This is a genomic window from Streptomyces sp. NPDC057854 (genome assembly GCF_042797055.1).
In the GTDB taxonomy this organism is placed as follows: Bacteria; Actinomycetota; Actinomycetes; order Streptomycetales; family Streptomycetaceae; genus Streptomyces.
The window spans coordinates 43,136-66,792 of the sequence record NZ_JBHVMF010000016.1 but is presented as its reverse complement, the minus strand read 5'-3'; the positions used below and the strand labels follow the sequence as shown (position 1 = coordinate 66,792).

The following is a 23,657-nucleotide window of genomic DNA, read 5'->3' as shown; positions in this document are numbered from 1 at the left end:
TTGCCTCTTGGGCAACCGGCTATTACCCGGAGCGAGCTAAGTGAGCTTTCCGAACCCGTTCGATGGCCCCTCTCCGTGGGGCGAAACCGACACTCCAAAGGAGATCCCGCCTATGACCCAGACCACCGCGAACGCCACCTCTCCGAACAAGTTCAAGATCGGCCTCACCTTCAAGGCCGCTGCCGGTTATGACGCTGAGTGGATCACTCCCACCGTCTACGGCGAGACCGCCGAGGAGGCGGCAGCGGGCGCGGTGGACCTCATGAAGGCCCTCGCAGACAAGGGTGTCATCGACCTGGCGGCCCTCGCCGCGAAGAAGGTCCGTGAGACCCACCAGCCCACCGCCGGCAAGGGCGGCGGTTCGGCCCCCAAGACGTTCCAGGGCGGCAAGGTCCAGACGCAGCAGAGCGCTTCGGCTACCGGTGACGACTCCTGCCCGCACGGCCGAACCCTGCGAGAGGGCCAGGGCGCCAAGGGTGGATGGGCCGCGATGTTCTGTAACGCGCCGAAGGGCTCGCAGTGTGACCCGCTCTGGCGGCAGAAGGACGGCTCTTTCTCGTAAGAGCCGACCGTTAGTCAAGGCACCCCAGGGGGCCGAGGATTCCTCGGCCCCCTTTTCCTTTGGAGTCATCCAGTGACAGAGATTTCTATTCGGTCTGACGTGACTTTGAAGCTGGTCAACATCTCAGCTAATGATGCGCTGGTGGCTAAGGCCGCCCGAGTGTCGACCATTGGCAAGCAGTCGGCTGCCGACGAGCTGCCCACCGAGGGGCTTATCAACTTCCTGATGCGGGATCGCCATGGCTCCCCTTTCGAGCACACCTCTTTCACGTTCCTCGTAGAGGCTCCCATCTTCGTGGCCCGCGAGCACATGAGGCACCGTGCCGGCTGGTCTTACAACGAGGAAAGCGGCAGGTACAAGGAGCTTGAGGGCGTCTTTTACCGGCCTGCTCCTGAAAGGGCTCTGGTTCAGGTAGGCAAGGCCGGGGCCTATCAGTTCACGCCTGGGACCGATGCGCAGAAGCACGTGGTAAAGCGAGAGTTTTACTCGGCCTACGCCTGGGCCTTCCGGCTGTACAAGGAAATGCTTGATCAGGGCATTGCGCGTGAGATAGCCCGCATGGTTCTCCCGGTTGGCCTCTTCACGTCGTACTACGCGACGTGCAATGCGCGAAGCCTCATGCATTTTCTGAGTCTTCGCACTATCTCCGAGGACGCCAAGTATCCGTCCTTCCCTCAGCGGGAAATTGAGATGGTCGCGGAAGGCATGGAGAAGGAGTTCCGCACCTTCATGCCTCATACCCATGCCGCCTTCGTCAAGCACGGCCGAGTAGCGCCGTAAAGGGGGTATGGGGGGATCAGGAAACTACTTGACCTTTACTGCTGCCAGGGGGGAGCAAGTAGGGGGTACCGCGACGCGGGGTTTGAGGTGGTGGGTGTCGACATCGCGCCGCAACCACGTTACCCGTGGGAGTTCGTACAGGCGGAAGCGATTCAGTTCCTACTCACATATGGGCACCGCTTCGACTTCATCCACGCCTCACCGCCGTGTCAGCTATACAGCAAGACACAGCGAATCATGCAGAACGACCACCCAGACCTTTTGGGCCCAACCCGGGACGCGTTGAATGCCGTAGGCGTCCCCTGGGTGATCGAGAACGTAATGGGTGCCGCACCACAGATGCAAGATCCCGTACTTCTCTGTGGCGCGTACTTCGGGCTTAACACCTACCGGCACCGCCTCTTTGAGACGGGTGGATGGGAGCTGAAAAGCCCAGACCATCCGGAGCACATCAGGCGCCAGACCAAGATGGGACGCCGTCGGAAGCCCGACGAGATGGGGATCTACGTCGGGAATTTCATTGGAGTGGAGGGCGCCAAGGAAGACCTTGGCGTTCCTTGGATGTCCCGTGAGGGAATCCGCGAGTGCATTCCGCCTGCCTACACCGAGTACGTAGGCAAGGCGTTCCTTGAGCAGCTTCAGTAGAAGGGGGAGGTCTCTTGAAGGAGCTTACTTATCGGCTGAAGGGTCAGCCGGTCTCGATTAACGTTGTCGAGTCTGAAAGGGACCTCCCTGCCTTCGAGGAGTTCATCTCTCGGCATCGGATTCTCGGGTTCGATACGGAGACGACAGGGCTTGACTGGTGGAACGTCGGCCGGGGCTTCCATTGCCGGCTGGCCCAGTTCGGTACGGGCGCAGAAACGTGGGTGATCCCCGTGGACCTGGGCCCGGCCTACGCCGAGGCCGTCAGGCGTGCCCTGCGGCGCCTTGAATGGCTGGTGGCACACAACGGCACCTATGACCTTCACGTAGTTGAAGCGACGCTTGGAATCCCCATGGAGGAGCTTGCTCCGAAGATGTGGGACACGGCGAAGCTTGCTCACCTTGTGGACCCGAGGGCCGTAAAGGAACGGGGGCCCGGCCTCAAGCTGGAGGAATTGACCAAGTTCTACATCTGCGAGAAGACCGCAGAAGAGGTCAAGGGCTCCATGACCCTGATAGCCAAGAAGTACAAGACCACCAAGGAGAAGATCTGGAAGCTGGTTGAGCTGTTCGATCCGGACTATCTCCTCTACGCGGGAATGGACCCGGCTCTCGCTTACCGGCTCTTTCAGATTCTCTACCGCCTCATACCAGCTCGCTCTAAGGCTCAGGGCCTCATCGGCTGGGAGCACCAGCTGGCGCACGTCACGGCCAAGATGGAGCGGACGGGCTATCTCCTTGACGTTGAATACGCCGAGATGCGCTGTGCGGAACTGGTTGCGGAGCAAGAACGCTGGGAGGCTGTTGCCCGGACGTTTGATGTCGAAAATCCGAACTCAAACGTCCAGCTTGTTGAAGCCTTCACCCGTCTTGGTGTGAAGCTGACGAAGCGAACGAAGCCGAGTAAGAACCACCCCAACGGCCAGTTGGCCATGGACGACGATGTTCTCAGCGGACTGAAGCACCCACTTGCCGATGCGGTAATCAAGTCGCGCAAGGCCGGCAAGTGGCGGAAGACGTGGTTTGAAAGGGCTCTGGACGGACGCGACTCTGAAAACCGGGTGCACGCCAGTATCAACTCTCTCCAGGCCCGGACATCCCGCATGAGTATTTCCGGGAGCATCCCGGCTCAGACATTCCCCTCAGGGGACGGCTACGTCCGACACATGTTCCTGGCTGAAGAAGGTCATGTCAGTTGCAGTATCGACTTCGGCAACATGGAATTGCGCTACCTCGCAGCGTTCTCCCGTGATAGGACGATGCTCGACGCCTTCCTTAACGGAAGGGACCTGCATCAGATTACGGCCGATGCTGCCGGCGTTCCTCGCAAGGTCGGGAAGATGGCCAACTTCCTTACGGTCTACGGGGGCGGCTGGGCTGCCCTCATGGAACAGGCCGCTATTGACGAGGAGACTTCCCGGGCCGTCTTGGACGCGTTCGCAAGAACGTACCCGGGTGTTGGGACCTTCGGTAAGCGTCTGGCGGACGAGGCCAGGAAGACAGGCTTTGTCTACACGGCTACAGGACGCCGCCTTCCTGTGGACCCGGGCAAGTGGTTCCGGGCCCTCAACTACTTCATCCAGGGTGGCAGTCGTGATGTAACGGCTCGGGCCCTGCTGAAGCTCGATGCTGCCGGATTCACTCCGTACATGCGTCTCCCGATCCATGACGAGATCGTTTTCTCGTTCCCGGAGAAGGAAGCGCCCGAGATGGCACGAGAAGCCGCGAAGCTCATGGAGTTCCCGGTCCAGGGACTCCTCATTCCGGCCGATGCGGAAATCGGTGGACGCTCCTGGGGGAGCGTGCTCGAACTGGAAGAAAGCAAGCACTAGGGGGATTGATGGACGAGAACGAGCCTACCGAGCAGAGCCACGAGGAGAACGAGCCCGCGGGCTCCTTTGAAGATCTGATCTCCGGCATAGAGACCGAGATGAACGCCAATCGGCTGCACAAGCAGGGCGCTTTCACTGTCGCCGCTGCTCGGATCGCCGGCACAGTCCTGACAGAAGCCATGGCCTCCGGTGTACCCCACGACCTTGCGAAAGACATGGCTGCTGACACCTGGAACCTCATCCTTGGCCTGACGAGCACCGAGGAAGTCTGATGTTCGAAGACATGGAGATGGACTGTGAATGACTCTCTTGGTACTCCGCTAGAAGTCGGGGATCTCGTTGTCTCAACTTCTTCCGCCAACGGGCGAACCAAGTTCGGTCGAGTAGAGCAGGGGCGTCATGGTCTTCGCATGCGGATCACTGCCTCATTTTGCTATGGGAAGCGCGAATGTACTGACGACCCCAAGCGGCATCCGCGATACCAGGCGTTTGGCGTGAACGTCGTCGTACTGGAGAAGGCAGACGGTTCAGTTCCTGAACCGCTAGGGGAGCTGTATGACGCCCGCTAAGAGGCCGAGCCGGGATATGTGGGCCCTGGGCATAGCTGACGCTGTAGCACCGATGGGTGAATGCGTGCGCTCCAAGGTTGGGGCCGTCCTGCTCGACCGAAAAGGGCGAGTGGTGATGGACGGTTACAACGGGGTCCCTCCCAAAGAGAAGAGCTGCCTTGATGGCATTTGCCCGCGTGGTCGGCTGACCTATGAGCAGATGCCGGCGGGCTCTGACTACGGAAACTGCGTGGCAATCCACGCTGAGGAGAACCTACTCATCCACGCCCGCCGTGAAGACCTGGAAGGCGGCACGGTCTACGTAACTCGTGCCCCCTGCTACCGCTGCCTTCCCCGCCTCAAGGCTGCTGGTGTCTTTCGTGTGGTGTGGCGTACCGAGACCGATTACGAAGCGAAGGTTCTTGACTGGGGGATGAAGCCTTGACCCTTGATGAGTGGATTAGGCACCAACTGGAGCGGGCTCCCCGTATGCCGGCAGAACGATTGATTGATGCTCTGTCTGCATTCGGTATCCACGTGAAGAAGCCCAAGAAGTAGAATGGCCCCCTCTTTGGAGGGGGCCATCTTTCTTTTTTACTCTCGAAATACGGGAACCAAGCGGGACAGGTCCATTCCCGAACCTCGTTTGGCTGTCTTGTTCACCAGAACAGAGACCAAGACGGACTTGATCGTACCTCGTTGCCTTTCGATGGACAGTTGCCCCCATCCATCTTTCAGGGCGTCGAGCGAGGGCTTGATCGTGGGCTTGGTCTCACAGTGGAGGGACTTTTCCCCCCGAAGCTTGTCGATTTTGGCCTCAAGATCGTCCAGCATGACAGCGTAGGTGGTCGGCTTGATCTGCCCCGCCTGGTACATGGCCTTAATCTCGGCCAACTCGGATTCAGCCTCTACGAGTTCAGGTTCTTTCTCCCACTCTTCTTCGATGGGCTCCTCAAGGCTGTAGTTCGCTGCCGCTCGTTCTAGGTACTCAGTGACCAGTGCTCGGATGACCTCGTCGGTTTTATTGCGGGTGATGGAGACGTTTCCGCAGCCGCCGGCGCCCTCGGCGCATCGGTACTTCGGATACTTAGACCCGCTGTTGGCGGCCACCATCCGTGTTCCGCAAGCCCCACACCGCAAGATGCCGGACAGCAGCGAGTTGATCTGATATTCGCGAGCCCGCCCGGCGTTCTGGTTGGCCTCCCACTTCATCCGGAGGGCTTCCCACTTTTGCACCTCAACCAGGGCGTCCCAGCCGCCACGGACGTATGCGCCCTGGCTGTCCTTAAGGGGCTCTCCCTGGTACACACTGATCCCGGCGTTGCGCGGGTTGAGCATGATCCGGCGAGCTGCCGTGCGGTCGTAGGGCTTGCCGGACCGCCCAACAAACCCGGCCTCTTTGAAGCGCCTTGTCACCGTGGCGACGGAGTCGCCTTTGAGTCCGGCCTCAGTCTGTGCGGCTACGAAGTCGGCTTCTTTGGGGCGGCGGGTTTTACGGTCCTCCTCCCATCCGAAGGGCCGGTGCCCCCCAGAGATCTCACCCTCTCGCGCCTTCCTCAGCATCTCCCGCTTCAGTCGACGGGACATGTCCTCGGATGCCTTGTTTGCCACGCTGACCATGATGCGGGCGCTGAAGCGTCCGTCTGGGGTGGTCAGATCAAAGTTTTGCCCTGAGAGAGTGTGGAAGCCGAGACGGAGTTTGGTCGTCTCGTACACGTCGATGACACGTTCGAGATCCCTAGGCTGCCGGAACAGTCGATCGATGTCGACACCGAGGATGCCCCCCCGGAGACCGGGGGTGGCAATGTCCTCCACCATGCGCTCAAAGTCCTTGCGCCTCACGTTGCGCTTGAACGCTGAGAGGTTATTGTCCTCGTACCAAGCGACTGACACGCCGAGGCTCAGGGCCAGGTTGGACAGGTCTTCCCTCTGCTTAAGGACTCCCTTCCTCTCTCGTTCCTTGGCTTGCTCGGGTGTGAGCAGACCTTGCTTGACTTGGTAACGAAGCTCCGCAAGGTCGGCATCCGAGATGCGGCAGTACGCGCACCACGGCCGATCCGCCCCCTGGCTCACGGTCGTCCCCCTCCTAAAGTTGCCTCTTGGGTGTAGTGTGCTCATTGAACCACAACGAAGCGTTTGGCGGTCGTTCAGCTGGGAGCTCGCCTGGGACCACGCCGCCGGGCTGCTGCTGGTCGCGGAGGCGGGCGGCGCGCAGACCACCGTCACCGGCGAGCCGTTCCGGATCGCCGGGGGCAACGCGCTGCCGTTCACGGCCGCCCGGGACGAGGCCACGGCCGAGCGGATCCGCGCCCTGCTCGCCGCCGCCGCGCCGGAGGAGTGACGGATGGTCACCTTCCCCCGGCGCCCAAGGAGAGCGCCTCTGCCGGACGCCGTCCGCCCGCGGTCCGCCGCGCCGACGCGGTCGCGCCGGGCGCGGGCCTATCCTGGGCCTGCCGGAGCACCGGCCGACGTGAGGAGTCCGAGGTGACGTCGCTGCTCGATGCCGTCGTCGTGGGGGCGGGGCCCAACGGTCTGACCGCCGCCGTCGAACTGGCCCGGCGCGGCCATTCGGTGGCCGTCTTCGAGGCGAAGGAGACCGTCGGCGGCGGAGCCCGTACCGAAGAACTCACCCTGCCGGGCTTCCGCCACGACCCGTGCTCCGCCGTCCACCCGCTCGGCGCCGGCTCGCCCGTCTTCCGGACCATGCCGCTCGGCCGGTACGGCCTGGAATGGCTCCACCCCGAACTGCCCATGGCCCACCCGTGGGACGACGGCACCGCCGCAGTCCTCTCCCGCTCCGTCGCCGAGACCGCCGCCAGCCTCGGGCCGCGCGACGCGGGCACGTACCGCCGGCTCGTCACGCCCTTCCTCGGCCGGTGGGAGACGCTCTTCCGGGACTTCATGCAGCTGCCGCTGACCGCGCTGCCCCACGACCCGGCCGGACTCGCCCGCTTCGGCCTCGCCGGACTGCCGCCGTCCACCTGGCTGCTGCGCCGCTTCCGCGACGAGAAGGCCCGCGGCCTCTTCGCCGGCATGGTCGGACACGTCATCGCACCGCTCGACGGCTTCGCCACCTCCGCCGTCGGCCTCGTCTTCGCGCTCGCCGCGCACGCCGTCGGCTGGCCCGTGCCCCGGGGCGGCTCCCAGGCGATCCCGGACGCCCTCACCGCGTACCTCACCGACCTCGGCGGCACCGTTCACACCGGCTACGAGGTGAAGCGCCTCGACGACCTGCCGCCCGCCCGCGCCTACCTGTTCGACACCTCGCCCACCGCGCTCGCCCGCATCACCGGCTTCGGCGCCCACCACTACGCCCACTACCGGTACGGCGCCTCCGCGTTCAAGCTCGACTACGCCCTCGACGGCCCGGTGCCCTGGACCGCCGAGGAAGCCCGCCGGGCCGGCACCGTCCAGGTCGGACCCAGCGCCGGCGAGATCGACACCGCGCTCCGCCAGGCGTCCTCCGGCACCGCCCCCGACGTGCCGTTCCTCATCACCTCCCAGCCCAGCCTCGTCGACCCCTCCCGCGCCCCCGAGGGCCGGCACGTCTTCTGGGCGTACGGGCACGTGCCCAACGGCTGGCGCGGCGACCTCACCGACGCCGTCGAGCGGCAGATCGAACGCTTCGCCCCCGGCTTCCGCGACCGGATCCTCGCCCGCGCCACCGCCGGACCGCCCGAACTCGCCGCCCGCAACGCCAACTACGTCGGCGGCGACATCGCCTGCGGCGCCGCCCGCGGCCTCCAGCTCGTGCTGCGCCCCACCCTCTCCCCGTGGCCGTACCGCACCCCCCACCCGTCCGTCTTCCTCTGCTCCTCCGCCACCCCGCCCGGCCCCGGCGTCCACGGCATGTCCGGGCACAACGCCGCCAAGGCCGTCTGGCGCCACCTGAGGAACCTGGACGGGCGCGCCTAGACTCGGCCCATGGCGAAGTACATCGACGTGCACCCCGCGAACCCCCAGCCGCGCATCATCGACGGCGTGGCCGACTCGATCCGCAAGGGCGGGCTCATCGCCTACCCCACCGACTCCTGCTACGCCCTCGGCAGCCGCATCGGCAACCACGACGGGCTCCAGCGCATCCGGGAGATCCGCCGCCTCGACGACCGGCACCACTTCACCCTGATGTGCGCGGACTTCGCGCAGCTCGGCCAGCTCGTGCACATCGACAACCGGGTCTTCCGCGCCGTGAAGGCCGCCGTCCCCGGCGCGTACACGTTCATCCTGCCCGGCACCAAGGAGGTGCCCCGCCAGCTCCTCCACCCGAAGAAGAAGACCGTCGGCGTCCGCATCCCCGACCACGTCGTCACCCAGGCGCTGCTCGCCTCGCTCGGCGAACCGCTGCTCTCCAGCACCCTCCTGCTGCCCGACGAGGAGGAGCCGCTGACCCAGGGCTGGGAGATCAAGGAGCGCCTCGACCACCAGGTCGACGCCGTCCTCGACTCCGGCGACTGCGGCACCGTCCCCACCACCGTCGTCGACTTCTCCAGCGGCGACCCCGAGGTCGTCCGCGTCGGCGCCGGAGACCCCGCCCGCTTCGAGTGAGGCCCCCCGGCCCGTGAAGGCCACGGCCCGTCAGGTGGCCCTTACGCGCCCCGCGGCGGGCACCGTACGGTCGGCGGGGCGCACCACCGTTCCCGCCCGACCGCAGGAGGCCACCGCGTGATCGTCCTCGCCCACGTCAGCGACATCCACATCGACGCCGGGGAGCGCGCCTCGGCACGCACCCGCGCCGTCCTGCGCCACCTGGAGGAGCTGCCGTACGACCTCGCGGCCGTCCTCGTCTCCGGTGACGTCGCCGACCACGGCGACCCCGCCGCGTACGACCGCGCCCGCGCCCTCCTCGCCGGCGGCCGCCACCCGCTGGTCGTCTGCCCCGGCAACCACGACGACCGCGCCGCCTTCCGGGCCGGCCTCGGGCCGCTGCTCCGCGAGGACGGCGACCCGGCACCGACCGCCCCCGTCGACCAAGTGCTGCGCGGCGACGGCTTCGTCCTCGCCGTGGGCGACTCCTCCGTCCCCGGCAAGCACCACGGACTGCTGGAGGACGGCACCCTGGAGTGGCTGGACCGGATCCTCACCGACACCCCGCGCGACACCCCCGTCCTCGTCGCCTTCCACCACCCGCCGGTGCCGCTGCACACCCCGTACGTGGACGAGATCCGCCAGTTCGGCGAGGACCGGCTCGCCGCGCTCGCCGACCGCCACCCGCACCTCACCGCCTTCCTCGCCGGGCACGCCCACACCGCCGCCGCGACCACCTTCGCCGGCCGCCCGCTGCTCGTCGCCCCCGGCACCGCCTCCGCGATCCGGCTGCCGTGGGAGCACCCGGGCCCGGACAACCCGCACCTGCATCTGGACAGCCCGCCCGGGATCGCCTTCCATGTCCTCGACGACGACGGACGGCTCACCACCCACTACCGGACGGTGCCCGCCCCTCACTGAACGTTCATGTCGCTTTTCTGCCAGCCGGACGGCCGCGCATCCACGATCCTGGAGGCATGCACACCGAGACCGAGCGCTGCGTGCGGGCCGTCCAGTCCAAGGACGCCCGCTTCGACGGCGTCTTCTTCACCGCCGTCCGCACCACTCGGATCTACTGCCGGCCGAGCTGTCCGGCGGTCCCGCCGAAGCCCGAGAACATGGAGTTCCACCCCAGCGCCGCCGCCTGCCAGCGGGCCGGCTTCCGGGCCTGCAAGCGGTGCCGCCCCGACACCAGCCCCGGCTCCCCGGAGTGGAACGTGCGCGCCGACGCCGTCGCCCGCGCCATGCGGCTCATCCAGGACGGCGTGGTGGACCGGGAGGGCGTGCCGGGGCTCGCCCGGCGGCTCGGCTGGTCCACCCGGCAGGTCGAGCGCCAGCTCCTCGCCGAGCTCGGCGCCGGCCCGCTCGCCCTGGCCCGCGCCCAGCGCGCCCAGACCGCCCGCGTCCTCGTGGAGACCACCGCGCTGCCGTTCGGCGAGATCGCCTTCGCCGCCGGCTTCTCCTCCATCCGGTCCTTCAACGACACCGTCCGCGAGGTCTTCGCCCTCACCCCCGGCGAGCTCCGCGCCCGCGCCGCCCGGCCCGCCGCGCCCCACACGCCCGGCGTGATCTCCCTCCGGCTGCCGTTCCGGGCCCCGCTCGAACCGTCGAACCTCTTCGGCCACCTCGCCGCCACGGCCGTCCCCGGCGTCGAGGAGTGGCGCGACGGCGCCTACCGGCGGACGCTGTCCCTGCCGTACGGGCACGGCATCGTCGCGCTCGCCCCGCGCCCCGACCACATCGCCTGCCGGCTCTCCCTGACCGACCCGCGGGACCTCACCCACGCCATCAGCCGCTGCCGCCGGCTGCTCGACCTCGACGCCGACCCGGTCGCCGTCGACGACCGGCTCCGCGAGGACCCGCTGCTCGCCCCGCTCGTCGACAAGGCGCCCGGCCGCCGGGTCCCCGGCACCGTCGACCCGGCCGAGTTCGCCGTCCGGGCCGTCCTCGGCCAGCAGGTGTCCACGGCCGCCGCCCGCACCCACGCGGGCCGGCTCGTCACCGCCCACGGCGTCCCCGTCGAGGACCCCGAGGGCGGCCTCACCCACCTCTTCCCCACCCCCGAGGCGCTGTCCGGGCTCGACCCCGAGACGCTGGCCCTGCCGCGCAGCCGCCGCACCACCCTGCTCACCCTCGTCCGGGCCCTCGCCGACGGCGAGCTGACCCTCGGCCCCGACACGGACCGCGCCGAGACCCGCGCCCGGCTGCTCGCCCTGCCCGGCTTCGGCCCCTGGACCACCGAGGTCATCGCCATGCGCGCGCTCGGCGACCCCGACGCGTTCCTCCCCGGCGACCTCGGCATCCGCCGCGCCGCCGAGGGCCTGGGCCTGCCCGGCAGCCCCGCCGCGCTCACCGCCCGCTCCGCCCACTGGGCGCCGTGGCGCGCCTACGCCGTGCAGTACCTGTGGGCGACCGACTCGCACCCGATCAACCTGCTCCCCGTGTAAGGAAGTTCCGCATGCCCCGCACCGCCACGTCCCGCACGGTCGTGCACACGGTCGTGGACAGCCCCTACGAGCCGCTGACCCTGGTGGCCGTCGACGGCGTCCTCAGCCGCGTCCACATGACCGGCCAGCGCCACCGCCCGCCCGAGGAGACCTTCGGCGAGCGCGACACGCGCCCCTTCGGCGAGGTGATCCGGCAGCTCGACGCGTACTTCGACGGCGAGCTCACGGAGTTCGACCTGCCGCTCCACCTGGAGGGCACCCCGTTCCAGCTGCGCGTCTGGGAACAGCTCCGGCTCATCCCGTACGGGGAGACCCGCACGTACGGCGAACTCGCCGAGGCCCTCGGCAGCCCGGGCGCCTCCCGCGCGGTCGGCCTCGCCAACGGCAAGAACCCCATCGGCGTCATCGTCCCCTGCCACCGGGTCATCGGCTCCGGCGGCAGCCTCACCGGGTACGGCGGCGGCCTGGACCGCAAGAAGCGGCTGCTGGCCTTCGAGGCGGGCGCCGCCGCCCCGGACGCGCTGTTCTAGGCCGCCGGGCGGGGGCGCGCCGCGCTCCGGGCCAGCCGCTCCAGCAGCGCCGGGAGGGCGGTGCCGATCGGTTCGCGCACGATCTCGGCGGCGAGCGGGTCGTACGGGGTCGGCTCGGCGTTCACGACGATCAGCCGGGCCCCGTGCTCGGCCGCCGTCCCGGCCAGCGAGGCCGCCGGCTGCACCTGGAGGCTCGTCCCGACCGCGATGAACACCTCGGCGGCCTTGGCCACCGCCATCGCGTTCCCCAGCACCACCGGGTCGAGCCGCTGCCCGAACATCACGGTCGCCGGCTTCAGGATCCCGCCGCAGGCCCGGCACGCCGGATCGGGGTCGCCGGCCTCCAGCCGCTCCAGCGCCTCCGCCATCGGCGAGCGGGCGTGGCACGCCGTGCACACCACCGACCGGGCGGTGCCGTGCAGTTCGAGCACCTTCCGCTCGGGCACCCCGGCCGCCTGGTGCAGCCCGTCGACGTTCTGCGTGATCACCCGCAGCGCGTGGCCGGTCCGCTCGAACGCGGCGACCGCCCGGTGCGCCGCGTTCGGCTCCGCCGTCAGCAGGGACGTGTCCCTGCGCATCAGCCACGACCGGCGGCGGACCTCGGGGTCCGCCATGTACGGCCCGTAGGTGACCAGCCGTTCGGCGTCCGGGTCCCGCCGCCACAGCCCGTTCGGCCCCCGGTAGTCCGGGATGCCCGAGTCGGTGGAGATGCCGGCACCGCTGAGGATCGCGACCATCGTCATGGCGGGAGGGTAGGCGCCCCCGACCGGCTCCCGCGAACGGTTTCCCGGTGCTAGGTTCCGTCCATGGCCAAGGTGAACATCGCGCTCGACGCCGAACTCGTCGTGGAAGTCATGGTCCTGGCGGGCGTCGGCAGCCCGCAGGACGCGGTGGAGGCCGTAGTCCGCGACTACATCGCGCGCGGCCACCGCACCGAGGCCCGCACCGCCACCCGCGACGAGGCGAACCGCACCGGCGAGATGCTGCCGCCCGAGCCCCCGCAGGGCTGACGGCGTGGGCGAGGACGCCGACCGGCGTGCCCGGCTCGTCCTGGGCGGCTGCTTCGGCGTGCTGATCGCCGGGATCCTGCTGGCCGTCGTCGCGATGCTGCTGATGTCCCTGGCGATCACCCGCTTCTACGGCGGGGGAGAGGACCCCGCAGGACCCGCCCCGACAGCTTCTCCCTGACGTTCCGTCAGGAGCCCACCGGCAGGCCGTTCTCCAGCTCCGCCGTTCCCCTCCCGTCCGCCAGCACGTCCAGCGCGGCCAGCACCCGCAGACCCAGGCTGCCCGGCAGGTGCGCCGTCACCTCGGAGCGCTCGATCAGCTTCCAGGACACCAACTCGCCCTCCTGGAGCCGGATCTGCCCGAACCGCTCCTCGGACAGCACCCCGCCGTCGTACACGTACGCCACGATCGGCGGCCGGACCGCGCTCTGCGCCCAGTCCACCGCCAGCAGCCGCCCCGGCGGCACGTCGAGCCCGATCTCCTCGGCGGCCTCGCGGCGGGCCGCCTGCCGGGGCGTCTCGCCGGTGCCGGACTCGACCGTCCCGCCCGGCAGCGCCCAGCCCTCGCGGTAGTCCGGCTCCACGACGAGGACCCGGCCCCGGTCGTCCCGGAAGAGCACGGCCGCCGCGGCGAGGACACGCGGCAGACCGGCGATGTAGGTGGCGTAGTCGGTGACCGTCACGTGGCCAGCGTAGCCAGCCGGGGCCCGGGCGGCGGATGGTCCGCCGTTCGCGGCGGGGGAGCGGGCGTCACGCACCGCCCTCGCGGGGCGGCTCGCCGCCCTCCGCGTCGGCGCGGGAGCGGGCCGCGCGGCGCAGCCGGTGGTGGCGGGCGCCGCCCTGCTCGGTCATCGCCTCGCCGACCAGCGTCCGCACCGCGTCCCGCAGCCCGTGCAGGGCGTGGTGGCGGGCCGGGCCGGCGCCGGGGTCCTCCCGCAGCTCCCGCACCAGCGCCCAGCAGAGCACCAGCATGACCACCACGAACGGCAGCGCCACCAGGATCGTCGCCGTCTGCAGCGAGTTCAGGCCGCCCGCCACGAGCAGCACCGCCGCCACGGCCGCCATCAGCACGCCCCAGGTCACCACCAGCCACGTCGGCGGGTGCAGCGAGCCCCGGCTGGTCAGCGAGCCCATGACGAGCGAGGCCGAGTCGGCGCTGGTCACGAAGTACGTCATCACCAGCAGCATCGCGACGACGGAGGTGATCGTGCCGAGCGGCAGCGCCTCCAGCATCGCGAACAGCGACGCCTCCGCGCCGTCCTTCACCGCCGTCGCCAGATCGGCCTCGCCGGTGGACTCCAGCCGGATCGCGGTGCCGCCCATCACGCAGAACCAGACGACCGTCGCGCCCGACGGCACGAGCAGCACGCCCACCAGGAACTCGCGGATCGTCCGGCCGCGCGAGATCCGGGCGATGAAGGTGCCGACGAACGGCGCCCAGGACAGCCACCACGCCCAGTAGAAGATCGTCCAGGCGCCCAGCCAGTCGCGGTCGGTGAAGGCGCCGGTGCGGCTCGCCATCGGCAGCAGCTGGTGCAGGTAGCCGCCGACCGACGCCGGGATGGTGTCCAGGACGTAGACGGTCGGGCCGAGCAGGAAGACGAACAGCGCCAGGCAGGCGGCGAGCACGATGTTCAGCGTCGACAGCCACTTCACGCCCTTGTGGAGGCCCGAGAAGGCCGACAGGACGAACGCCGCCGACAGCGAGGCGATGATGATCAGCTCGGTGGCCGTCGAGTCCTCGACGCCCATCGTGAGGTTCAGCCCCTCGGCGACCTGGAGCGCGCCGAGGCCGAGGCTGGTCGCCGTGCCGAAGACGGTCGCGAAGACGGCGAGCAGGTCGATCGCCCTGCCCTGCCACGACGCGGCCCGCCGCTCGCCCAGCAGCGGGACGAAGGCGCTGCTCAGCCGGTTGCCGCGGCCCTTGCGGAAGCCCGCGTACGCCAGCGCGAGGCCGGCGATGCCGTAGATCGCCCACGGGGTCAGCGTCCAGTGGAAGAAGGAGTACTCCATCGCCGTCCGCGCCGCGCCGCCGGTGCCCGCGGGGACGCCGCTGTCCGGCGGCGGGCTCAGGAAGTGCTGGAGCGGTTCGCCGACGCCGTAGAACATCAGGCCGATGCCCATGCCGGCGCTGAACATCATCGCGATCCACGCCAGGTTCGTGAACTCCGGCTCCGAGTCGTCCGCGCCCAGCCGGATCCGGCCGAACCGGCTCAGCGCCAGCACCACGCACAGCACCAGGAAGGCGTCCGCGGCGACCACGAACAGCCACGCGAAGTTGTCCAGGACCCAGGAGAGGGCGGCGGAGGAGGCGCTGTCGAAGGAGTCCTTGCCGAGCGCCGCCCATCCGACGACGCCGACGACGGCGGCCACACCGATCCCGATGACCTGCGCGTCGGGGCTGTGCCGTTCCGGTACGTGACCGGGGGACGGCCGCTCGTTCATATCCGTGCTCATGTGAGCCCACTATGGTCGGACATGTGTGGTTATCCGGGGGTGGCACGCCGTCTGCCCGTCCGGATAGGGTCGGCCCTGGCGCGACTGCCTGTTCGAAAGCAAGGGATGCAAGGTGACGGACGGAGCAGCAACTCAGGTCGCACACGTGCTGGTGGCGGCCGACAAGTTCAAGGGCTCGCTCACGGCCGTACAGGTCGCGGAGCGGGTCACCGCGGGGCTCCGGAAGGTCGTCCCCGGCCTCTCGGTCGAGGCCCTGCCCGTCGCCGACGGCGGCGACGGCACGGTCGCGGCGGCCGTCGCGGCCGGGTTCGAACGGCGCGAGGTACGGGTCACGGGACCGGTCGGCGACCCCGTCACCGCCGCGTTCGCCCTGCGCGGCACCACCGCGGTCGTCGAGATGGCGGAGGCGTCCGGACTCCAGCTCCTCCCCGCCGGGACGTTCGCCCCGCTGACCGCCACCACGTACGGCTCCGGCGAGCTGCTGCGGGCCGCGCTCGACGCGGGCGCCACCACGATCGTCTTCGGCGTCGGCGGCAGCGCCACCACCGACGGCGGCGCCGGCATGCTCGCCGCGCTCGGCGCCCGCTTCCTCGACGCGGCCGGCGAGCCGGTCGGCCCCGGCGGCGCGGCCCTCGCCGACCTCGCCTCCGCCGACCTGACCGCCCTCGACCCGCGCTTCGACGGCGTCGAGTTCATTCTCGCCAGCGACGTCGACAACCCGCTGACCGGCCCCAAGGGCGCGCCCGCCGTCTACGGCCCGCAGAAGGGCGCCACGCCCGAGGACGTCGAGACCCTGGACGCGGCCCTCGCGCACTACGCGCGGGTCCTGGAGCAGGCGATCGGCCCGAAGGCCGCCGAGCTCGCCGCCTCCCCGGGCGCCGGCGGCGCCGGCGGCATCGGCTACGGCGCGCTGCTCCTCGGCGCGAGCTTCCGCCCCGGCATCGAGCTGATGCTGGAGGTCCTCGGCTTCGCCCCCGCGCTGGAGCGCGCGACCCTCGTCATCACCGGCGAGGGCTCCCTCGACGCGCAGACCCTCCACGGCAAGGCCCCTGCGGGCGTCGCCGCGGCGGCCCGCGCGGCCGGCAAGGAGGTCGTCGCCGTCTGCGGCCGCCTCGCCCTCCCGCCGGAGACCCTCGGCGCGGCCGGCATCCGCCGCGCGTACCCCCTCTCCGCCCTGGAACCGGACCCGGCCAAGTCCATCCCGAACGCGGGCCCCCTCCTGGAGGAGGTCGCCTCCCACATCGCCCGCGACTTCCTGGCGTAGCGGCCCGGGCCGGGCGTCCCGTGACGTCCGGCCCGCCCGTCAGCCCGCGTCGACCGTCCGGTCCGGCGCGCCGGTCGACGGATCCAGCGTGATCCGCGTCGTACCGTCGCCGCCGGTGACCAGGAGGGCGTCCGGGCCGTCCCAGGCGACCGCGACGAAGCCCGACCGCTCGCCGTACGTGGCCACCGGATGGCTCCGGGCGGTCAGACCCGAGCCGGAGACCACCGTCACCCGCCACAGCGGGTCGATGAGCGCGGCACCCGTGTCCACGGTGACGTACCGCTCCGCACCGCCCGGCGCGGCCCAGCGCTCCGACTCCTCCCAGCCGGGGGAGAGGAAGCCGCCGAGGACCAGCCGCAGGAACACCAGCAGCACGGCCGCCGCCGCGCACAGGGCGACCAGCCCCTCACGCGCCCACCCCCGCGGTCCCGCCAGCCGGACGCCCACCGCGCACAGCACCGCCATGGCGAGCCAGTACGGCCACGGGGCCCCGAACACGGCCAGCAGCACCACCAGCCGCGTCGACTCCGCCACCAGCGCCCCCAGCACCTGCACCACCGGAGCCAGCAGCCCCACGGCGATCAGCACCTTCCCCGGAGCCGTCCACCGTTGCGTCGTACGCGCGTTCGTCCTCATGATCACGGGGGAATCCTGCCAGGCGGCCGTCACCCCTGCGCAGTCAGCCGGAACGCGTCCAGGGCCAGCGTCATCTCCGTGAGGTCCCGCGGCCGGGACAGGGACCGGGACGTCAGCTGTTCCAGGCGGCGGAGGCGGTTGAAGACCGTGTTGCGGTGGCAGTAGAGGCGGCCCGCCGCGCGGCCCGCCGAGCCCTCGCAGTCGAGCCACGCGTCCAGGGTCTCCAGGAGGACCGCGCGGTCGGCCGGGTCCAGTTCGAGGAGGCCGCCGAGGACGTCCGTCACGAGGAGTTCCGCCAGGTCCGGGCGGCCGACGAGCAGCGCGCCGGCGATGCGGCGGTCCAGCCGGACGACCTGCCGGCTGCCCGACGGGCAGGTGCGGAGGGCCAGTTCGGCCAGGTGCCGGGCGCGGCCCAGCTCGGTGAGGCCCGTGACGACGGGACTGATGCCGCCCGGGCCGGGCGCCCGCCCGTCGAGGAGCTCCGCCAGCGCGTCTAGGTCCGTGCCGCCGGCCAGCGCCACCACCCCGATCTCGCAGTCGGCCCGCATCCGCCACAGGAACCGCAGGCCCTCCGCCCGCACCTGCCGGTGGAACGGCTCCCGCTCCTCCCGGCGGTCCGGCCGCAGCACCACGACCGCGTACCGCCCCTGCTCCGGCAGGTCCAGCCCCGCCGCCGCCCGCGCCACCATCTCCGGCGACCGCTCGCCCTGGAGCAGGGCGTCCAGCAGCGCCTGGAGCTGTTCGTCCGTGCGGCGCCGCAGCTCCGCCTCCGTCGCCCGGTACGCCTCCGACGCGCGGTCCGCCTGCGCGTCCACCGCCGACCAGACCGTCGTCGCCGACTGCATCAGCGACGCGATCCGCTCCGCGTCCGGCCCCGCGCCCTCGATCAGCGCCTCCCACACCAGGTGCCCGGCGTGCCGGTACGCGTGCACCACCAGCTCCAGCGGCATGCCCTGCTCGGCCCGCCGGCGGCCCAGCAGCTCCGCGTGCTCCAGGTCCCGCCGGGGCGAGTGCCGGGGCGCCGAGATCATCTCGATCCCGATCCGCATCGCCTCCTGCGCCTCCTGCCAGTGCTGGTCGTACGGCACGATCCGCCCGTAGGCGGGCTCGTACGCGTGCAGCTCCGCCAGGTGCTCGTCCACCAGCTCCGGCACCCGCTCCAGAAGGTCCGTGCACGCGCGGGCGAGCACCTTCCAGTCGTCACCGGTCCGTCGTCTGCGCCGTCCCATGCCGGGAGCATCCACCGCACCGCGCCCCCACGGCAACGCCCTGACGCGCACCGTTGTGCGCGTGCACAGCGCCCCCGCGGCCCCGCTGGTCACCGGCAGCGTTTCTCCCGCCGGGCGTGGACGGGCGGTCCGGCGCGGTGCTGGGGTGAGCGCCACCGAACGGCCGAGTAGCACGCACGAGTAACAACGGCGGCCGGGGAAAGGGGAGTCATGGGAGGTACCGCACCCGCCCTGGCGGTGACGGACCTGACGGCGGGATACGGACCGGTGCACGCGCTCAGGCGCGTGTCGCTGACCGTGCCCGCGGGCGCCGTCGTCACCGTCCTGGGCGGCAACGGCGCCGGCAAGTCCACACTGCTGCGGGCGGTCTCGCGCACCCTGCGGTTCCACGGCGGTGCCGTGGTCTCCGGCACGGTCGCCGCGGCCGGCCGGCCGCTCGACGGGCTGCCGCCCGACCGGGTCGTCGCCGCCGGCGTCTGCCAGGTCCCTGAGGGCCGGCAGGTCTTCGCCCGCATGACGGTCGAGGACAACCTGCGGGCCGGCGGCCTCGCCCGGCGCGGCGACCGCGCCGCGAAGGCCACCGCCCTGCGCCGGGTCCACGAACTGTTCCCCGTCCTCGCCGAACGCGCCCGGCAGCCCGCCGGACTGCTCTCCGGCGGCGAACAGCAGATGCTCGCCGTCGGCCGCGCCCTGATGGCCGCCCCCGAACTGCTCCTCCTCGACGAGCCGTCGCTCGGCCTCGCCCCGCTGATGGCGGCCCGGATCGCGGACGCCGTCCGGGAGATCAACGCCCAGGGCACGGCGGTGCTGCTCGTCGAGCAGAACGCGGCGCTCGCCCTGAAGCTCGCCTCGCACGCGTACGTCCTGGAGGTCGGCGAGGTCACCCTCTCCGGCCCGGCGGCCGAACTCGCCGCCTCCGACGAGGTCCGCCGCCGCTACCTGGGTGTCGTCGACGCCGACGCGGCGGAGGACGCCGCCCGCGCCCGCGCCGCCCACCCCGTCCTGTCCCGCTGGGACGCACCACCCCGCGGCCCCCGCCGCAAGGAGACCCCTCGATGAGCACCCCGGACGAGCCGACCGTCCCCGCCCCGCGCACCCCCGACCCCGGAGCCGCCCCGGCCCGCGACGACGTCCCCGCCCTCACCGTCACCGGCCTCACCGTCCGCTTCGCCGGGCTCACCGCCCTCGACGACGTCGGCTTCACCGTCCGCCCCGGCACCGTGCACGCCCTCATCGGCCCCAACGGCGCCGGCAAGTCCACCTGCTTCAACGTGCTCTCCGGGGTGTACCGGGCCACCTCCGGCTCCGTACGGCTCGGCGAGCACGAGCTGACCGACCTGCCCCCGCACGAGATCGCCGGCCTCGGCGTCGGCCGCATCTTCCAGAACCTGGCCCTGCCGCCGCGCGCCACCGTCGAGGACAGCCTGATGCTCGGCCGCCACCGGCTCACCCGCACCGGCTTCCTCGCCGCCGGGCTCCGGCTGCCGTCCGCCGCCCGCGAGGAGGCCCGGCACCGGGCCCGCGTCCGGGAGATCGCCGACTTCGTCGGCCTCGGCGACCAGCTCGCGAAACCCGCGGGCTCCCTCCCGTACGGACAGCAGAAACTCGCCGAACTGGCCCGCGCCCTCTGCATGGAACCCACCCTGCTGCTCCTCGACGAGCCGGTCGCCGGCATGACCGCCGACGAACGGCGCCGCACCGCCGCCGTCATCGCCGGCGTCCGCGACGGCCTCGGCATCTCCGTGCTCCTCGTCGAGCACGACATGGGCCTCGTCATGCGGCTCGCCGACTCCGTCACCGTCCTCGAGTTCGGCCGCCGGATCGCCGACGGCACCCCCGCCGACGTCCAGAACGACCCCGCGGTCGTCCGCGCCTACCTCGGAGAGGAGACCGCCGCGTGAGCACCTTCGCCGAACTCCTCATCAACGGACTCTCGCTGGGCTCCGTCTACGCCCTGATCGCCCTCGGCTTCGTCGTCATCTTCCGCGCCACGGAGGTCGTCAACTTCGCGCACGCCTCGCTGCTCCTCGCCGGCGGCTACCTCGTCGCCGTCCTCCACGAACCGCTCGGCTTCTGGCCGGCGCTGGCCGCCGGCACGGCCGGCGCGGCGGTCGTCGGCGCCGCCGTCGAGTTCCTGGTGATGCGCCGCCACCGGGGCGGCGACCACAGCGTCCTCGCCATCGTCACCATCGGCGTCGACATCCTCCTCGCCACCGAACTCACCCGCCGCATCGGCACCGACATCCTCGCCCTCGGCGACCCGTGGGGCGACGCCGTCGTCACCGTCGGCCCGGTGACGATCGCCGAGACCCGGATCGCGGCCCTGCTCGCCGCCGCGCTCCTCATCACCGCCTTCCTCCTCGCCTTCCGGTACACCTCCTGGGGCGTCGCCATGCGGGCCGCCGCCGAGAACCAGGAGACCGCCGCCCTGATGGGCGTCCGGCTCGGCCGGGTGTCGCTCGGCGCCTGGGCGGTCGCCGGCGCGCTCGCCGCCGTCGCCGCGCTCTTCCTCACCGTCTTCCCCACCCCCGGCCTGGAGCGCGGCACCGCGCTCGCCGCCCTCAAGGCGTTCCCGGCGGCGATCCTCGGCGGCCTCGACTCCACCACCGGCGCGCTCGCCGGCGGCCTGATCGTCGGCGTCACCGAGTCCCTCGCCACCGGCTACCAGTCCGACCTGGCCTTCCTCGGCCGCGGCATCGGCGACCTCGCCCCGTACCTGGTGATGGTCGCGGTGCTGCTGATCCGCCCGGCCGGTCTCTTCGGAACCAAGGAGCTCGCCCGTGTCTGAGCGCCGCGGCATCCCCGCGCGGGCGTACGCCTGGGCCGCCTGCGCCCTCGTGCTCCTCGCCGTCCCCTTCTACCTGGAACGGTTCTGGCTCCAGGCCGGACTGTTCGCCATGGCCGCCGCGATCGGCGCCATCGGCATCAACCTGCTGACCGGCGCCACCGGCCAGCTCTCCATGGGCCACGCCTTCTTCCTCGCCGTCGGCGCCTACGGCTACTGCGCCCTCGCCGGCGACGGCACCGACGGCCTCGCCGGCCTCGGCCTGCCCGGCTGGCTCGCGGCCGTCCTCGCCGTCGGCCTCGCGGGCCTCGCCGGAGGCGTCTTCAGTCCCATCGCGGGCCGGCTGCACGGCGCGTACCTCGGCATCGCCACCCTCGCGCTGATCTTCATCGGCCAGCACGTCCTCTTCAACGCCCACGACCTCACCGGCGGCTACAACGGGCGGGCCGTGCCCCCGCTGAACCTCTTCGGCCTCTCCTTCGACGACACCGAACTGCTGCTGCTCCAGGTGCCGTTCGGCGCCGTCGAGAAGCTGTGGTACCTGGGGCTGGCACTGCTCCTCGCCGGGGTGCTGTTCGCCCGCGGCGTGCTCCGGGGCCGCCCCGGGCGGGCCATGAACGCCATCCGCGACCACCGGATCGCCGCCGGCGTCCTCGGCATCCCGGTCGCCCGCCACCGGGCCGCCGTCTTCGTCCTCTCCTCCATGTACGCGGGCCTGGCCGGCGTCCTGCTCGCCCTGGTCTTCCAGCGGACCGTGCCCGAGTACTTCGGCATGGCGCTCTCCCTGGAGTACCTGGCGATGATCGTCATCGGCGGGCTCGGCTCGGTCGCCGGCGCCGTCGCCGGCGGGATCTTCGTCGCGCTGCTCCCGCAGGTCCTCGGCCGGTACGCCGAGGCGCTGCCGCTGGTCTCCGCGCCCGGCACCGGCGGCGTCGCCCCCGGCGAGGCCGCCCGCTACCTGTACGGCGCCGCCGTCGTCGGCGTCGTCCTCTTCCTGCCCGGCGGCCTCGCGAGGCTCGTCGCGCGCACCCCGTTCCACCGACCCTCAGGGGAGACACGATGAAGCACAGACGACAGGCGGCCGTGCGGGGCCTCGCCGCGGCGCTCGCCACCCTGGTCGCGCTCACGGCCGCGGGGTGCAGCTCCAAGGCGAAGAGCGGCGACGGCAAGGACACCGGCGCGGGCGGGATCAAGACCGGCGAGGGCGTCACCGACACCACCATCGCCCTCGGCGCGCTCACCGACATGACCGGCGTCTACGCCACCCTCGGCAAGAGCGTCACCCAGGCCCAGCAGCTGTGGGTGAAGCAGGCCAACGCCGCCGGCGGCATCTGCGGCCGGAAGCTGGAGCTGACCGTCCGCGACCACGGCTACGACCCGCAGAAGGCGCTCGCCGCCTACACCGAACTGGAGCCGAAGGTCGTCGGCTTCCCCCAGTTCATCGGCTCCCCGTTCGTCGCCGCCGTCAAGCAGCGCGTCGACGGCCAGGACAAGGGCCTGATCATGCCGCAGGCGTGGTCGGCGTCGCTGCTCGGCTCCCCGTACATCCGCGTCCTCGGCTCCACCTACGACGTCGAGACGATCAACGCCGTCGACTTCCTCGTCACCGAGAAGGGCCTCGCGAAGGGCGACAAGCTCGGCCACGTCTACTTCGAGGGCGACTACGGCGAGAACGCGCTCAAGGGCGCGAAGCACGCCGCCGGGAAGGCCGGGCTCACCGTCGTCGAGCAGAAGATCAAGCCCACCGACAACGACATGTCCGCGCAGGTCGCCGCCCTCAAGCAGGCCGGCGTGAAGGCCGTCCTCGTCAGCGCAGGACCGCGCCAGGCCGCCTCCCTGGTCGGCGTCGCCGCCGCCACCGGGCTGCGCGTCCCCGTCGTCGGCAACAACTCGGCCTTCGCCCCGCAGCTCCTCGGCACCCAGGCCGGACCGGCCCTGGAGAAGATGTACTGGTTCGCCTCCCCGAGCCTCCCCATCGGCGCCGACACCCCGGCCGCGAAGAAGCTCGCCGCCGACTACGCCGCCGCCTACCAGGGCGACGGCCTCGACAACGGCGTCGTGGCCGGCTGGACCGCCGCCGCGGCCTTCGGCGAGATCCTGAAGAAGGCGTGCGAGCACCAGGACCTCAGCCGCGAGGGCGTCGCCAAGGCCCTGCTCATCCTCAGCGCCCACGACCCCGGCTTCGGCATCACCCACGACTTCAGCGACCCGAAGTCCCCGTCGTCCCGCCAGTCCGTCATCCTCCAGCCAGACAAGAAGGTCCCCGGCGGCATGCGGACGGTCCGGCAGCCCTTCGTGGCCGAGGCGGCCGAGAGCTACACCCCCTGACCGGCACCCCGGCACCCGCGCACCCGCGCCCGTGGGGCGGGGACGGCACCCGTCCCCGCCCCACGGGCGCGTCACCTGAAGGAAAC

The 23,657-nt window shown here is 70.9% G+C and carries 26 protein-coding genes; 20 read left to right on the top strand and 6 right to left on the bottom strand.

The genetic code is table 11. The annotated features are described in order from the left end of the window. The first annotated feature begins 112 nt into the window (after positions 1-112). The 6 genes from ACFVQZ_RS22845 (at position 113) to ACFVQZ_RS22820 (ending at position 4,809) form a co-directional block, all read left to right on the top strand. Entirely contained in the window at positions 113-562 is a 450-nt protein-coding gene (locus ACFVQZ_RS22845; protein ID WP_383625395.1) for a hypothetical protein, read from the top strand. Positions 563-661: 99 nt separating this feature from the next. Continuing rightward, positions 662-1,342 carry an FAD-dependent thymidylate synthase gene (gene thyX / locus ACFVQZ_RS22840; protein WP_383625392.1) on the top strand — a complete coding sequence of 227 codons (681 nt, stop codon included), beginning with the start codon at positions 662-664 and terminating at the stop codon, positions 1,340-1,342. Positions 1,343-1,432: 90 nt separating this feature from the next. Continuing rightward, entirely contained in the window at positions 1,433-1,987 is a 555-nt protein-coding gene (locus tag ACFVQZ_RS22835; protein ID WP_383625389.1) for an SAM-dependent methyltransferase, read from the top strand. 14 nt (positions 1,988-2,001) lie between these two features. Further along, positions 2,002-3,816: a DNA polymerase gene (locus ACFVQZ_RS22830; protein ID WP_383625387.1), complete on the top strand. Its 1,815-nt coding sequence runs from the start codon at positions 2,002-2,004 to the stop codon at positions 3,814-3,816. Positions 3,817-3,824: 8 nt separating this feature from the next. Beyond that, positions 3,825-4,088 carry a hypothetical protein gene (locus tag ACFVQZ_RS22825; protein WP_383625384.1) on the top strand — a complete coding sequence of 88 codons (264 nt, stop codon included), beginning with the start codon at positions 3,825-3,827 and terminating at the stop codon, positions 4,086-4,088. A 283-nt stretch (positions 4,089-4,371) separates the two neighbouring features. Then, on the top strand, positions 4,372-4,809 hold the full coding sequence (locus ACFVQZ_RS22820; protein ID WP_383625381.1) for a cell division protein DedD: 438 nt from the start codon (positions 4,372-4,374) through the stop codon (positions 4,807-4,809). Between the two features lie 149 nt (positions 4,810-4,958). On the opposite strand, the gene ACFVQZ_RS22815 is transcribed toward ACFVQZ_RS22820, so the two are convergent. Next, positions 4,959-6,482 (bottom strand): recombinase family protein, encoded by a 1,524-nt coding sequence (locus ACFVQZ_RS22815; protein ID WP_383625379.1) that lies wholly within the window; start codon positions 6,480-6,482, stop codon positions 4,959-4,961. On the opposite strand from ACFVQZ_RS22815, the gene ACFVQZ_RS22810 reads away from it, so the two are divergent. From ACFVQZ_RS22810 to ACFVQZ_RS22785, 6 genes are all read left to right on the top strand, one after another. Then, entirely contained in the window at positions 6,394-6,705 is a 312-nt protein-coding gene (locus ACFVQZ_RS22810) for an inositol monophosphatase family protein (protein WP_383625376.1), read from the top strand. The genes ACFVQZ_RS22815 and ACFVQZ_RS22810 overlap by 89 nt on opposite strands. Positions 6,706-6,848: 143 nt before the next feature. Continuing rightward, positions 6,849-8,279 (top strand): phytoene desaturase family protein, encoded by a 1,431-nt coding sequence (locus tag ACFVQZ_RS22805; protein WP_383625373.1) that lies wholly within the window; start codon positions 6,849-6,851, stop codon positions 8,277-8,279. 9 nt (positions 8,280-8,288) lie between these two features. Continuing rightward, a complete protein-coding gene (locus ACFVQZ_RS22800) occupies positions 8,289-8,909 on the top strand; it encodes an L-threonylcarbamoyladenylate synthase (protein ID WP_030497062.1) in 621 nt (206 codons plus the stop codon). A gap of 117 nt (positions 8,910-9,026) precedes the next feature. Continuing rightward, on the top strand, positions 9,027-9,809 hold the full coding sequence (locus ACFVQZ_RS22795; RefSeq protein WP_383625369.1) for a metallophosphoesterase: 783 nt from the start codon (positions 9,027-9,029) through the stop codon (positions 9,807-9,809). A gap of 56 nt (positions 9,810-9,865) precedes the next feature. Next, positions 9,866-11,335, top strand: a complete 1,470-nt coding sequence (locus ACFVQZ_RS22790) for a DNA-3-methyladenine glycosylase 2 family protein (protein ID WP_030497064.1) — start codon at positions 9,866-9,868, stop codon at positions 11,333-11,335. An 11-nt stretch (positions 11,336-11,346) separates the two neighbouring features. Next, a complete protein-coding gene (locus ACFVQZ_RS22785; RefSeq protein WP_383625366.1) occupies positions 11,347-11,865 on the top strand; it encodes a methylated-DNA--[protein]-cysteine S-methyltransferase in 519 nt (172 codons plus the stop codon). Here ACFVQZ_RS22785 and ACFVQZ_RS22780 read toward each other — a convergent pair. Beyond that, on the bottom strand, positions 11,862-12,608 hold the full coding sequence (locus ACFVQZ_RS22780) for an NAD-dependent deacetylase (RefSeq protein ID WP_383625363.1): 747 nt from the start codon (positions 12,606-12,608) through the stop codon (positions 11,862-11,864). The two genes, ACFVQZ_RS22785 and ACFVQZ_RS22780, sit on opposite strands and share 4 nt — an antisense overlap. A 63-nt stretch (positions 12,609-12,671) precedes the next feature. Between ACFVQZ_RS22780 and ACFVQZ_RS22775 the strand changes: the two genes are divergently transcribed. Next, complete coding sequence (locus ACFVQZ_RS22775) at positions 12,672-12,875, top strand: type II toxin-antitoxin system VapB family antitoxin (protein ID WP_030497067.1); 204 nt, start codon at positions 12,672-12,674, stop codon at positions 12,873-12,875. 4 nt (positions 12,876-12,879) lie between these two features. Next, positions 12,880-13,053 (top strand): hypothetical protein, encoded by a 174-nt coding sequence (locus ACFVQZ_RS22770; protein ID WP_321193312.1) that lies wholly within the window; start codon positions 12,880-12,882, stop codon positions 13,051-13,053. A 7-nt stretch (positions 13,054-13,060) separates the two neighbouring features. Here the strand turns inward: ACFVQZ_RS22770 and ACFVQZ_RS22765 are convergent, their stop codons facing one another. Continuing rightward, positions 13,061-13,555 (bottom strand): NUDIX hydrolase, encoded by a 495-nt coding sequence (locus ACFVQZ_RS22765; RefSeq protein ID WP_030497068.1) that lies wholly within the window; start codon positions 13,553-13,555, stop codon positions 13,061-13,063. Positions 13,556-13,622: 67 nt separating this feature from the next. After that, positions 13,623-15,329, bottom strand: coding sequence for a BCCT family transporter (locus ACFVQZ_RS22760; RefSeq protein ID WP_030497069.1), 1,707 nt, complete (start codon positions 15,327-15,329; stop codon positions 13,623-13,625). 112 nt (positions 15,330-15,441) lie between these two features. Between ACFVQZ_RS22760 and ACFVQZ_RS22755 the strand changes: the two genes are divergently transcribed. Next, complete coding sequence (locus ACFVQZ_RS22755; protein WP_030497070.1) at positions 15,442-16,593, top strand: glycerate kinase; 1,152 nt, start codon at positions 15,442-15,444, stop codon at positions 16,591-16,593. Between the two features lie 39 nt (positions 16,594-16,632). On the opposite strand, the gene ACFVQZ_RS22750 is transcribed toward ACFVQZ_RS22755, so the two are convergent. Together ACFVQZ_RS22750 and ACFVQZ_RS22745 are read right to left on the bottom strand one after the other, a co-directional pair. After that, on the bottom strand, positions 16,633-17,235 hold the full coding sequence (locus ACFVQZ_RS22750) for a hypothetical protein (RefSeq protein WP_321193313.1): 603 nt from the start codon (positions 17,233-17,235) through the stop codon (positions 16,633-16,635). 23 nt (positions 17,236-17,258) lie between these two features. Further along, positions 17,259-18,458, bottom strand: a complete 1,200-nt coding sequence (locus ACFVQZ_RS22745) for a PucR family transcriptional regulator (RefSeq protein WP_030497072.1) — start codon at positions 18,456-18,458, stop codon at positions 17,259-17,261. Between the two features lie 210 nt (positions 18,459-18,668). Between ACFVQZ_RS22745 and ACFVQZ_RS22740 the strand changes: the two genes are divergently transcribed. From ACFVQZ_RS22740 to ACFVQZ_RS22720, 5 genes are read left to right on the top strand one after another with little or no spacing between them, the layout of a single operon-like run. Beyond that, a complete protein-coding gene (locus ACFVQZ_RS22740) occupies positions 18,669-19,517 on the top strand; it encodes an ABC transporter ATP-binding protein (RefSeq protein WP_051788220.1) in 849 nt (282 codons plus the stop codon). Next, positions 19,514-20,359 carry an ABC transporter ATP-binding protein gene (locus ACFVQZ_RS22735; RefSeq protein ID WP_051788222.1) on the top strand — a complete coding sequence of 282 codons (846 nt, stop codon included), beginning with the start codon at positions 19,514-19,516 and terminating at the stop codon, positions 20,357-20,359. Before ACFVQZ_RS22740 ends, ACFVQZ_RS22735 begins: the two co-directional genes overlap by 4 nt. Next, positions 20,356-21,246, top strand: a complete 891-nt coding sequence (locus ACFVQZ_RS22730) for a branched-chain amino acid ABC transporter permease (protein WP_030497075.1) — start codon at positions 20,356-20,358, stop codon at positions 21,244-21,246. Before ACFVQZ_RS22735 ends, ACFVQZ_RS22730 begins: the two co-directional genes overlap by 4 nt. Continuing rightward, on the top strand, positions 21,239-22,306 hold the full coding sequence (locus ACFVQZ_RS22725; protein WP_030497076.1) for a branched-chain amino acid ABC transporter permease: 1,068 nt from the start codon (positions 21,239-21,241) through the stop codon (positions 22,304-22,306). Before ACFVQZ_RS22730 ends, ACFVQZ_RS22725 begins: the two co-directional genes overlap by 8 nt. Continuing rightward, complete coding sequence (locus ACFVQZ_RS22720; RefSeq protein WP_030497077.1) at positions 22,303-23,571, top strand: ABC transporter substrate-binding protein; 1,269 nt, start codon at positions 22,303-22,305, stop codon at positions 23,569-23,571. The genes ACFVQZ_RS22725 and ACFVQZ_RS22720 overlap by 4 nt, the downstream gene beginning before the upstream one ends. The last annotated feature ends 86 nt before the right edge of the window (positions 23,572-23,657 follow it).

Coding starts and splice junctions, on each gene's coding strand:
- ACFVQZ_RS22785 (WP_383625366.1), top strand. CDS start 11,347: ATGCCCCGCACCGCCACGTCCCGCACGGTCGTGCACACGGTCGTGGAC.
- ACFVQZ_RS22815 (WP_383625379.1), bottom strand. CDS start 6,482: ATGAGCACACTACACCCAAGAGGCAACTTTAGGAGGGGGACGACCGTG.
- ACFVQZ_RS22720 (WP_030497077.1), top strand. CDS start 22,303: ATGAAGCACAGACGACAGGCGGCCGTGCGGGGCCTCGCCGCGGCGCTC.
- ACFVQZ_RS22825 (WP_383625384.1), top strand. CDS start 3,825: ATGGACGAGAACGAGCCTACCGAGCAGAGCCACGAGGAGAACGAGCCC.
- ACFVQZ_RS22760 (WP_030497069.1), bottom strand. CDS start 15,329: ATGAGCACGGATATGAACGAGCGGCCGTCCCCCGGTCACGTACCGGAA.
- ACFVQZ_RS22790 (WP_030497064.1), top strand. CDS start 9,866: ATGCACACCGAGACCGAGCGCTGCGTGCGGGCCGTCCAGTCCAAGGAC.
- ACFVQZ_RS22735 (WP_051788222.1), top strand. CDS start 19,514: ATGAGCACCCCGGACGAGCCGACCGTCCCCGCCCCGCGCACCCCCGAC.
- ACFVQZ_RS22780 (WP_383625363.1), bottom strand. CDS start 12,608: ATGACGATGGTCGCGATCCTCAGCGGTGCCGGCATCTCCACCGACTCG.
- ACFVQZ_RS22775 (WP_030497067.1), top strand. CDS start 12,672: ATGGCCAAGGTGAACATCGCGCTCGACGCCGAACTCGTCGTGGAAGTC.
- ACFVQZ_RS22810 (WP_383625376.1), top strand. CDS start 6,394: ATGCGGCAGTACGCGCACCACGGCCGATCCGCCCCCTGGCTCACGGTC.
- ACFVQZ_RS22745 (WP_030497072.1), bottom strand. CDS start 18,458: ATGGGACGGCGCAGACGACGGACCGGTGACGACTGGAAGGTGCTCGCC.
- ACFVQZ_RS22740 (WP_051788220.1), top strand. CDS start 18,669: ATGGGAGGTACCGCACCCGCCCTGGCGGTGACGGACCTGACGGCGGGA.
- ACFVQZ_RS22845 (WP_383625395.1), top strand. CDS start 113: ATGACCCAGACCACCGCGAACGCCACCTCTCCGAACAAGTTCAAGATC.
- ACFVQZ_RS22820 (WP_383625381.1), top strand. CDS start 4,372: ATGACGCCCGCTAAGAGGCCGAGCCGGGATATGTGGGCCCTGGGCATA.
- ACFVQZ_RS22800 (WP_030497062.1), top strand. CDS start 8,289: ATGGCGAAGTACATCGACGTGCACCCCGCGAACCCCCAGCCGCGCATC.